The sequence below is a fragment of the Acholeplasma laidlawii genome (assembly GCF_015709225.1).
In the GTDB taxonomy this organism is placed as follows: Bacteria; Bacillota_I; Bacilli_A; order Acholeplasmatales; family Acholeplasmataceae; genus Acholeplasma; species Acholeplasma laidlawii_A.
Map to the genome: position 1 here is coordinate 1 of NZ_JADNRS010000002.1, position 13,131 is coordinate 13,131.

The 13,131-nt window shown below is 28.9% G+C and carries 3 protein-coding genes; all 3 read left to right on the forward strand.

Translation table 11 applies throughout. The features are described 5' to 3' along the window. The coding region (locus IY230_RS00005) for a hypothetical protein (RefSeq protein WP_196369305.1) at window positions 1-4,481 on the forward strand (4,481 nt) is incomplete at its 5' end. 183 nt (window positions 4,482-4,664) lie between these two features. After that, window positions 4,665-9,530 (forward strand): InlB B-repeat-containing protein, encoded by a 4,866-nt coding sequence (locus IY230_RS00010; protein ID WP_196369306.1) that lies wholly within the window; start codon window positions 4,665-4,667, stop codon window positions 9,528-9,530. Window positions 9,531-9,810: 280 nt separating this feature from the next. After that, window positions 9,811-13,131 (forward strand): MBG domain-containing protein (locus IY230_RS00015; protein WP_196369307.1); only part of this gene is annotated, 3,321 nt, incomplete at its 3' end.

Here is a 13,131-nt window from a genome sequence, read left to right on the forward strand (position 1 = left end):
AAAGAAGTGTTTTAAATGCAATTAGTATTTTATTAGAAAACAATGTATCAGCAGGAAGAACTATGTTAGGTATTGAACACTTATACAATAGTAAGCTTGTTGAAGATGTAATTGGTTATGTTGAAAAAGATGGTGTTCAAGATTTATTAGTTGACTTAATAAACGGATATATCGATCAATTAGCAACTAGATTAAATGTTTCATCAGTTCATGTAACTAGAGCAGAATTAAACATTACTAAAGATCTATTTGATGTTAATTCAGCGATTGCATTATTAACAGCAGTTAATGAATTAGAATTAACATCATTAACAGAATTAACAAGTATTAGATCAATTGAAGCAGCAGCTAATATATTTAGCTTAGCTGAAACAGATGAAAAAGTTAGAAACTTTGTTGCAGCACCATTAGTATTCCATGTCTTAGAAATATTACTTACAACTGATGTTATTACTGAAATGGGCCATGAATATGTAAATAGATTGTTACCAGAAGGTATTAGTATAAACATTAAAGACTTTGTCTTTGATGAAGAACTAATTACTGAAGATGATATCGTTGATTTAGTAATTTCAATATACGGTTCTAAAGTCTTAGAAAGTAAGAACTTAAGAAACCCATTAATCTTTAAAGAATTACTAGAAGGATATGAAGCAGGCGGTAATATAGCAACAGGAATTGAACATTTATTTGCTTCAGAGATTATTCACAGTATGGTTGATCGCGTCTTAAGAAGTGATCAAGTAAGAAATACAGCGTTTGAACAATTAAACAAATTACTTAAAGATCGTAATATTAATTTAACAATTAATACACCAAGCGAAACTAAGATTCCTGAAAATGCATTAGACAGTTCAGGTAAAATTTCAAAACAAGAATTTGTCTTATTAGTTGAAGCAGCTGCAGCATTAGAATTAACAAGTTATAGTGAGTTAATACAAGTAAGAACATTATCAGACGTATTAAATATCGTTTCAAGACAAGCATTGGATGCAATGCTTGAATCAGAAATAATCTATTACGCAATTGGTTATGTACCACACACAGCAACAGTAAGAAATAAAGTTGCAAGTGAAATTAATAATCGTTTTAATTTAGGTGTTACATTTGAAGGTGATGACTTCTTAATGGATAAATACCCAGGCTTATTTGAAGAATCAGGTAGCCATCAAGGTTATATTAGAAAAGAAGAATTTGTCTTATTGTTAGATGCATTAGAAAATACTAATATTGATAGATTATTATTAAGTGGAAATATTTATAACATCATAAACCGCGCAGTAGACGTATTACTAGAAGAAGATACATTAGATTATTATTTAGATAGTGTATTACTAACAAGCTTATTAGATAAATTTGTTAATGTTAAAGGAACTAAATTTGAAACAGTATTTATTAATTTAATGAACCGTGCAGCAGGTAGTGTAATTGCTGGTGAATTTAGTGTTTCTGATGATTTATTTAATTATCATGCAAATGCATTTGATGCAAACGGATTTATTAATCCAGAAGAAGTAAGACATATCTTAGAAGCAATTCAATTAATGAATGTTAGACAAGGTAGTAACTTAGATGTGTTGTTAAGTTTAGTTGATAGAAATATTGATGAAAATAATGAAGATGATTTTGATAGAGCTTACCGTTCATTTGTACTACAAAGCTTTATTTCAAACTTAGTATTAAGTGATTCATTTAGCGAAATATTATTAACTGAATTAAATAGCCGTCAAGGTAGAATTACAATTACTGAAGAACATATCGCAATTCCTGATGAAATAGTTGTTGAAGGATTAATTACTAAAGAAGAAATTAAAGCCTTATTAAGAACAGGTAAAGCGTTAGAAATTGGTGACTTAGACTTTGGTAAATTAGGATTTATGACTCCATTTGATTTAGTTGGTGGAAATATTATTAATGGTAGAGATGATTTTGATCGCATGTTAGATTCAATCTTAATTCATACAATCTTTGATCGTGTATTTAAATCAGAGGGCTTAGGTGAATTAGTAGGTGAATTAGTTTCTGATATGTTTGATAAAGACTTAACAAGCGTTAATATGAAACCAGCTGATAAATTACTAGATGAAAATGGTAAGTTTATGAAATCAGAGATTAAAGCAATCTTTGTTTCAATAAAATTATTAGAAGCAAATAGTATGAGTGAAATGGAAGAATTAGGCTTAGCCGATTTAATAGCATTAATTGAAAAAAATAATTTAGGCGGACAAGATGATTTAGAAAGATTCTTAGAATCAGGTTATATCGCAACAATTATGTCAAGATTATTAGCTTCAAGCACAATTAGAGAACAAATTGCTAGTGGTGGTAAGTTTGAAGAAGAAGATCTAGACTTAGCAGCAGCAAAAGATAGTGATGGTTTCATTACAGTAGAAGAATTATATAACTTATTTGTAGCATTAAATACTTTAGGTATTACTGACTTTAATGACATGGATATTAGTAATGAAACATTAAAATCATTAACTGATGATCAATTAGAATTAGTATTATTATCAGCTTATATGTATCAAGTAATTGATTTAACATTAAAAGCACAACTTAATGATATTCCAGAATCAGCATTAATTAATGATGCAAGCGATAAATTTGATGCTTATATTAAGAAATCTGAAATTAGTGCATTAGTTAAAGCACTTGAAATCTTAGATGTAGATAGCCCAGATGGAATTAATAGTGATAATATTACAATTCAAATGTTAGATGATTTAATCGAATTAGAATCAGCAATAATTAATCGCTTATTAAGTGAAGAATTATTAAAACTTGATGATATTGAAGTACCAGAAGAAAGTACTGAAAATGACAATAAGGATATTAAAGTTGCTGAATTAAGAAATCTTGTTAGAACGTTAAGCGTATTAGCAAATGGTAATATGGATACATTAATTACAGCAATTGCAACAGACGGCTTTACAAGAGTTCAATACTTAGAGTTATTAACAATTGAATTAGATTCATTATTAGTAACAAGATTATTAAGTAAAGGAATAACTGACGGATTAAATTCAACTCCAGATGCAAGTTACCGCATTAATGGTAAAGATTTAACAAGAAGTGAGTTGGAAGCAATTAGAGATACATTCTTTATCTTAGATATTCAAGTAATAACTAGTGACGGGTTAGCTGTTGATAATTTAACAATTCAAATGTTAGATGAATTAATTGGCTTAGAATCACCATTAATAGCAAGATTAATTAGCGAACAATTAAATGATGAAGAAAATCTTGATATTCCAGAAGCAAGTTATGAAATAAATAATCTTGATATTAGAAGAGATGAATTAGGAAACATAGTAAGAACATTAATGATTATTGCAAATGAAGATGAAACTACATTAATAAATAATATTGAAACAGATGTATTATCACAATCACAGTATCAAGCATTATTAGGATTAGAAGATACTTCACCATTTGTAAGAAGATTAATTAGTAAAGCAATCATTGATGCATTTACAGATATTCCAGAAGAAAGTTATGTAGATGAAACTAATATTACAAGAACTGAAATGGAAAATCTAGATGAAGTATTAACAATACTTGGAATTACTGAAATCTCAAGTAGTGGTATTAATTTAGAAAGTCTAACAGTAGGCGAATTAAGGGATATAATTTCCCTTAATTCCCCACTAATGGGAAGAACAATTACAGAACAATTAAACAAAGAAGTAAATCTAGATATTCCAAATGAAAGTTATGTAGATGTAGTAACTAAAAAAGATATCTTACAAAGTGAATTAGAAAACATTGCAGCAACATTATTAATTATTGCAAATGATAATGAATTAACAGCAATTGATAGTATTGATACTGGCACTTTATCACAAGTACAATATCAAGCATTACTAGTGTTAGAAACAACTTCACCATTTGTAAGAAGATTGATTAGTAAAGCGATTGTTGAAGCATTTGATGATATTCCAGATAGTAGTTTTGAAGACGAAAATACTATTACAAGATCTGAAATGGAAAACTTAGATGCAGTATTAACAATCCTTGGAATAGCAGTAATTGATGAAAATGGTTTTGAATTAGATGGTGTTACAGTGAGTAATTTATCAGACATTCATAATTTAGAATCTCCATTATTTACAAGATTAATTTCACAAAGTATTATAGGTGCAAACATTCATACAACAGCATCATTAGAGAGTAATGGTAAAGACATTAAAGTTATAGAAATTGATGGTATTATTACCGCAATGACATACTTAGAAATTACTAATATTGGCAAAGTTAAAGGTGAATTAACCTTAACTAAATTAAAAGGGTTAAGCGAAGAACAAGAAGAAGAAATATTTGATAACAGTGATACTACAATAATTTATCAATTAACATCAGATATACTAATAGAAAAATTAGGAAATACTCCATATGATCCTGAATATTTATTAGTACCAGGAAAACAATTAATCAAACGTGAACACATTGTGACATTAATTGGTGAATTAGACGAATAATTAAATAACAGAAAAAAGTAAAAGGGTGTGGATAAATATTTTATTCACACCCTTTTACCTACTTATCGCATAATTTTTATAAAAAATGACTGTGAAATATAAATAACTTGTCAATATTAAATATATCGATAAATTTTACAAATTATATGATAAAATTGATGTATATAAAAGCGGAGGTAATATATGAGAAAATTATTAACTTTAATTGCAATAATGCTATTAGGCTTTATCATAGTTGCTTGTGAGCCTGGCGAAGATAATCAGGTTTTTCAATATGACGTTGTCTTTGATTTAGATGGTGGCGAGTTAGATATAGAGAATCAATCAATATGGGAAAACAGAACAGCCACAAAACCTAATGATCCAATTAAGGAAGGATATCAATTTCTGTATTGGGCAAATGCTGAAACGCTAGAAGAGTGGAACTTTGTTAATAACAAAGTTAACGAAGATCTTACTTTGGTTGCGGTATGGGGGAAGACTCACAGGGTTATCTTTGATAAATCATATGGTGAAGATAGTGTTATTGAAGATTTCTTAATTTTAACGGAATCAAAGTTAGATGAGAGACTACCATTAAAAAGAGAAGGTTATACTTTTGTTAATTGGACGGTTAATGGCGAAGATTTTGATTTTGAAAATGAAGTTGTTATAGAAGACCTTTTAATAGTTGCAACATGGGAAGTAAATGAATATACAATTACTTTTGATAGTAATGGTGGAAGTTTAGTAGAACCTGTTACACAAGATTTTGGAACTGATTTAGAAAAACCAATTGATCCAGTTTTAGAAGGACATCATTTAGTAGGTTGGTTTACTGATGAAGCACTAACTGAAGAATATGTATTCGATAAAGTTGAAGCAAAAGATCTTACATTATATGCTAAATGGGCAAAAAGTGATTATACTATTAGTTTTGATACAAATGGTGGCGATGAAATTCTTAGTGCAACACTTGCATATGATGAAACAATTGAATTACCAACACCAACACGTAAGGGCTGGAACTTTATTGGTTGGTATTTAGATGGCGAAGTCTTTAATTTAACTAATATGCCAGCTAATGACTTAGTATTAACGGCTAACTGGAGTCAAGTACCGGTTTATAATGTCTTTTTTGATGGAAGTGGTGCAAACGAAGTGTTGCCTACTGCAAGAGTCTTAGAAGGCGATAATGTATTAATGCCACAAGCTATAACAAAAGAAGGCCATACATTTATAGAATGGCAATTAGACGGAATGACATTTGACTTTAATACAAGTATTACTGAAGATATTACATTAGTTGCACTGTGGCAAGTAAATCAATATACAATTACTTTTGATTCAAATGGTGGAAGTAGTGTTGATCAAATCACACTAGCATTTGCATCAAATATTCAAGCGCCTATTGCACCAACAAAAGAAGGTTATACATTTATAGAATGGCAATTAAACGAAAATACCTTTGTATTTGATACAATGCAAGCAGAAGATATTACTCTTGTTGCAAAGTGGAATATAAATCAATATACAATTACTTTTGATAGTAATGGTGGAAATGTAATCGATAATTTAACATTAGATTATAGTAGTGAAATTGAATTACCAATACCAGTAAAAGAGGGTCATACATTTATTGGCTGGTTATTAGATGGTAGTTTATTTGAATTAACAAGTATGCCAGCAAATAACTTAGAACTAGTTGCAAGCTGGGAAGTAAATCAATACACAATTACTTTTGATAGTAATGGTGGAGACGAACAAGCTGATTTAACATTAGATTATAGTAGTGAAATTGAATTACCAATACCAGTAAAAGAGGGCCATACATTTGTTGGCTGGTTATTAGATGGTAGCTTATTTGAATTAACAAGTATGCCAGCAAGTGATTTAGAATTAGTTGCAAGTTGGGATGTAAATGAATATACAATTATTTTTGATAGTAATGGTGGAAATGAACAAGCTGATTTAAGATTAGACTTTAATAGTGAAATTATTCTGCCTATACCAGAAAAATTAGGTCATACATTTGTTGGCTGGTTATTAGATGGTAGTTTATTTGAATTAACAAGTATGCCAGCAAGCGACTTAGAATTAGTTGCAAGTTGGGGTATAAATGAATATACAGTTACCTTTAATACTTCAGGTGGTATTGAAATGGCAACTCAAACAGTTTTATTTGAAGAGTTGGCAGAAGAAGTTACACCAATAAGAAAAGGTTATGAATTTATAGAATGGCAATTAGATGGTAATTCATTTGATTTCAATACGCCAATTACTAAAGATATAGAACTAGTAGCTACATGGTTTGAAATTAGTTACTTAGAATTACAAACATATATATTTGACTTTGGATCAGCTTCAAAAACAGGATATAACAAAGGAAATGTTAATTTTACAAACGGTGATGGAATAGCACACACACTTTATAAAGATCGTGCTCAAATTAATGCTCATAGTGGCGACCAAAGACTAATTATGGCACCTATTAATACGTTTAATTTATCGTTCGTCGAATTTGATTTATCAAGTTATGAAGATTTAAGTAAAATCGAATTTATTTATTCAACATGGAACGCTTCTGCTTATGATAGAATTGTTGGATTTGATGATGCGTATTTTGGGATAGAATTATTTAATGGTGAAGAATGGATTAAAGTTGATGAAAATATCAACTTAACCGATGATATTGATGCAAACATCTACACAAAAGCAAGCTTTAGTGTAGACGGTCCAGGACTTTATAGATTAGTTTATAATGCACCTTCTGCAGTTAGTGGAAATACTAATCAAGCAATTACAGTTGATGATGTAACATTATTCCAAAATGTTGATGATCGATTATTAAGTACTGTAAGCTTCAATTTAAACTATAATGATTTACCGATTAATGAAGTTGTCTTGACTAAGAACTCAAAAGTAGCTAAGCCAGAAAATCCTATAAGAGAAGGTTATACATTTATAGAATGGCAATTAAATAATAAAACATTTGATTTCAACACATTAATTACTGAAGAGATTACATTAACTGCCCTTTGGGAAGTTAATGAATATACTATTTCCTTTAATAGTAATGGTGGGAATACATTAGAGGATTTAACATTAGATTTCAATAGTGAAATTACTCTATCTGTACCAGTAAAAGAAGGTTATACATTTAAAGGATGGCTATTAGATGGTGAATTATTTAATTTATCAAATATGCCAGCAACTGATTTATTGTTAGTTGCAGATTGGGAAATTAATAATTATACTATTTCCTTTAATACAGATGGCGGGGAACCAATTGATAGCATTACTTTAGATTTTAACAGTGAAATTGAATTACCAATACCAGAAAAATTAGACCATACATTTATTGGCTGGTTATTAGGTGGTAGTTTATTTGATTTAGAAAATATGCCAGCAAGAGATATTGAGTTAGTAGCTGATTGGACACAAATAAATACATATATAGTAACATTTGATACTGGTGGTGGAAATTCAATTACTCCGCAAAAAATAGAAGAGGGCAATAAAGCAGTTAAACCGGATAGTCCAACTAAAGATGGCTTTGAATTCTTAGGATGGTTCTTAAATGATGTTGAATTTGACTTTACAACTATTATAGATAGCCCAATTACATTAGTAGCTAAATGGGAAGAAATAGCCCCAATGCCAGATTCAGAAAAGATTAATTATGTAATTGATGAACTATCATTATTATTTGATAATAAAGAATTTGATATGGAATCAGAAATTGAATTACCAACAACTAGTTTATATGATTCAACAATTAGTTGGACAACTAATCCGGAAGCTATTGTAGACGGAAAATGGTTTGAAGTATTAGTAGATACACCAGTTGAGTTAACTGCAACAATAACTGTTGGAGAAACAACTAAAGTAATTAGTTTTGAAGTGACTATTAAGTTTGTAGATGATGTAGAAGAAGTTATATTAAATGCAAAACTAGACGGAGATAAGTTTGCTGAAGCTATAGGAAAAACTACGAATACAGGATTAGAAGAAGGAACCGAATTTAACGGAATTGATTATGCGGAAGGACTTGGGTTAGACTCTTCTATATTTACTGTTGAACTTATAAAAAATGCTGCAAATATGTGGGCAGCTAATGGTGGTGTTTTAAGAGGCTATCATAACGCTAGTGGTGGTAATTTAATGAGAATTAAAATTGATGATAATTATTTAATAAAAGATATTACAATCAATCTCAAAGGAGCAAATAAAACGGGAGCAAATAGCCTTTCTGTGAACAGTATAAATTATACTTTTAATATCAGCAGTATAAGCACTGGTACGGACTCCATTGATATAAATGAAATAAACAGTAAAGTTATTGAAATACAATCAACTCATACTAATAGAATGTATATCCATACAATTGATATTTCCTATGTTAGTGAAAATGGTAATGAACCTGAAGAGCCAGTAGAAGAATATACAGTAATATTTGATACTGATGGTGGAAATCCAATTACTCCGCAAACAATAGAAGAGGGCAATAAAGCAATTAAACCAGATAATCCAAAAAAAGATGGCTTTGAATTCTTAGGTTGGTTCATAGGTGAAAATGAATTTGACTTTGATACCTTAATTACTGAAGCAATCACTTTAACAGCACACTGGGAAGAAGCTGAACCCGAGGAACCAGGAGATGAAGTTGAAGTTACTACAGAGTATATTTTCGACTCAAATAGTTGGGGAACGAGTCAAGATGATTGGACAAGTGGTAAAACTGGAAATCAATATCAATCAGGAAGAGGTATACAAGTCACCTCTGGAGCAAGTGGTGCAAATGGAACAACAAAGATAACTTTTTATAATGTGAAAAGTATAGAAATTACTTATTCAACTAATGCTTCCAAAGGTGCCGGAACAATTGTAACCAAGGTGGGTAATGAAACTGTTCAAACTTTCACTGTTTCTACATCTGGGGGAACAACTAACAGATCTGCCGGAGTAATCAACGTTGATTCGCTAGACGGTGCAATTACAATTACTATAAATTGTACAACAAATTCAATATATCTTTATGGAATTAAAATTGTACACACAGAAAGCTAAGTTTTATAATATTCATTTAAAAATAATTAAATAAACAATAAGATGATTCCTACAAAACAAGCATTTCATTCTAATTAAGAGAAGTGTTAGTTAGTAGGAATCATTTTTTATAAATTATATTACATAAAAAACGAGATAATTATATGAATGATGCTTAATAATTGCTTGCGTTTGATTGTTTTTTGACTAATTATGCTATAATATAAGATATTATACATAATACATATAAAACAATTAGAATAATAGCCCACCAAGCGTATTTAGAGAAAGGTTTACAAAAATGTCTAAAATAAAGAGATTTATTCTGTTACTAGCAATTACGTTATTTGTTAGTTTGCTAGTATCTTGTGATTTTAAAGTTTTAGTTAATTTAGAAATTAATTTAGTTGAAAAAAATATAGAATTATATGAAGGAGAAGTACTTTCTGATAATCACATTGAAATTATTGCTCATTATTCAAATGAGCAAACTGAAACAATTGATTTATCAGCTGAAGGATTAAGTCATAATTATGATGCTAATCCTAGTTTCAATCATTTTGATCCAAATGACAATGAATTGATTCAAGAAGTAGTCTTTAAATATAAAAGTAAATCTAGTGAAAAGATAGAAATTACTACTAAGCGATTAGAAGTAAGTTCTTTTAGTTTTTTAGAATTTGGAGATACGGAGTATGTCTATGGTGAAGCATTTAATCCTGAGGGGTTTAAATTATTTGCTTCATATAAAAATCATGCAAATAAAATAATTGATTTAACACTCGATATGATTGATTTAGAGGGTGGAATAATTAATTTTGACAATGTTGGCGTCAATTTAGTTGACGTCTTTTATAATGGAGTAAATATTAGTAATCCATTGTTGTTGCATGTTGAGAAAAGCGAGCAACAACCAATTACTAATGAAATTATTAAAGTAATTGACCATACAGAATATCGTATTGAAATAGAACCAATTGTTAATGCTCGTTATGCATTTGTTAAAAAAGGTGAAACTCTTAAAGATAATTCATGGCAAAGCGAGAATTTTATTGAATTTGATAAATTAAATCAAGATTCTTATGTGGTTTATGTTAAAATCGCTGAAAGTCAAACACATAATGAAAGCAATATTGTAAGTAAAGAATTAAATGGTTTACTAATTTCTAAGCCAAACGTTGTTTTCATGGGAGAAACGTCAATATATTTTGCATATCGAGAAGATCTTAAATTAGTTTTAATTGATGAAAATAGAAGAATCAATGTAGAAGCTAATGTTGAATTATTTGAATTAGACGATATGCAAGTATTTAAAGTAAATAATTTAAAACCAAATGAAAAATATTATTTTGCTTTTGTAGAGCATGATAAAATAACTGTTTTTGAAGAATCGATTATTGAAATTGATATGCCAAGTAAAAATGATGTTTTCATTTTTAATCATACACAAACAAGTGAATATGATGGTAGTGAAAAAGTATTTAGTTATTCACTAAATAGTAAATATAATCACTTATCATCATTAGTAAATGAAACTATTACATATTTAGATATTTCAACAAATGAACTAGTAGATGTTCCAGTTAATGCTGGAACATATCGAGTTTTTGTTGAGCATGATTTCTCTAATGAAATTTTAGAAATGGGTAATTTAGTTATTACTCCAAGAATTTATAATGTAGTTATTGATAATAAAACAATTACATATTTAGATGAGGAACCAGAATTTACTTATGATGTTAAACGGCTTGTAGATGGTGATGTACCATTTGATGTTAATATCTTTAGACAAGAAGGTAATGAAGTTGGTAAATATGAAATTGATTTAGATATTACAACTAATGATCCAAACTATATATTAGGTGTTATAACAAAAGGAACTTTAAATATAGTTAAAAAAGATGTTACTATTTCACTTAATGATATTAGTAAAATCTATTATGACCAAGTTAACTTAAGTGATATTAATTTTGATATAGACTTTGCATTAGTTGAAGGCCATGATAATAATTTTGTAGTGTCAATGGCTACTGTTTTTGGTAAGGCAATTAAAACTAATGGAAATGTAGTTGATTCTAATGTAGGTCATTATACCAATGTAGTTGCAGCTGAAATTATTAATAAAAACTATAATGTAGAAGTTTTAAATAGTAGTTTAATAGTTAATAAACGTTCTATTGATTTAGAAATTCATAAACATACAATGACTTATGGTGATAGTAATTTACCAATTACTAATTATAGTTTAAGTGATGAAAGATTTAGAAGTGAGTTAAATGTAAGATTTACTAGAGAAAATCCAAGTAATAATAATGTTGGCATCTATCCAATTAGTATTTCATCAATGAATGAAATGAATTTTAATGTAGAAGTTACTGGTAATAATTTTGAAATTATTAAACGTGTAATTGAAATTAAAGTAAATAACGTTACGATGACTTATGGTCAACCTTTAGGTGACCAAAATAGTAACTTTACATGGGGATTAAAACCAGGATATAGTTTTGCAACCGGTGATAACTGGAATCGCCCTGGTTTATTTAATACTGAATTCTTAGTAGATTTCAATGCATTATATGATGCAGGAACTCATGAAATTGCAGCTTTAGTAAGTAGTAATAATTATGAAATAATTGGAATAGATTCAGGTGTACTAACAATTAATAAAAGATCAATACAAGTATATGTAACAAGTAATCAATATGTTAAAACATATGGAGAAGTTGATCCAACATTTAGTTTTACTACTAATATTAGCGGTGTTTCATTAAACGGTGCTTTAAGTAGAGAAATTGGTGAGGATGTTGGAATTTATAATGTTACTCAAGGTACAGTTAATAATGATAATAATCCAAACTACGATGTAAACTTTAACCCGTTTGGCTTTGAAGCAACATTAGAAATTAAAAAAGCTGATTTAAATGTTGCAGCTAATAAAATTGAAACAGTCTATGGTATAGATAAAGAGTTAACTTATGAAGTTAGTGGTTTTAAATTTAATGATGATAGAAGTGTTATTCAAGGTGAAATAGCAAGATATGAAGGAATTAATAAAGGAATTTATCAAATTACTAAGGGAACCTTAAATGCTAATAATTATAATATTATCTTTAGTAGTAATGAATATCATATTACAGCAAAAGAAGTTGAAATAACCTTTACTGAAATAGGAACATTTATATATGGTGAAGAATTTTCTGTTTCATCATTTATTAGTAATCTTGAGTATGGTGATGAAGTTGTAACTTCTAGTTATGATATTAATGCTGGAACTTATAGTGTAAGCGGAATTATTTTCAATAATAATATCGATGTAAGTAGTAACTATATAATTTTCAATAATGAATATACTTTTACAATTGAAAGACGTGTAATTGAAATTAGTGGAACAAGTAGTACGAAAGTCTATGGTGAAGCTAGTGTGTTTGGTTATGAAATAACAAGTACATTATCACCAGTAGATGATTATGAAGTTAGTTATGAACTATCAAGTGAAGATGAAGGAGAAAGAAACTATACATTAACATCTAATTTAGACACAAATAACTATGAAGTTACTTATGTAGATGGTTTAATTGAAATAAACCCAAGAACCTTAACAATCACACCAGAGGCAGATCAA

What these genes read in the sequence shown, in the direction of transcription:
- IY230_RS00010 (WP_196369306.1), top strand. Translation starts at nt 4,665, where the DNA reads ATGAGAAAATTATTAACTTTAATTGCAATAATGCTATTAGGCTTTATC.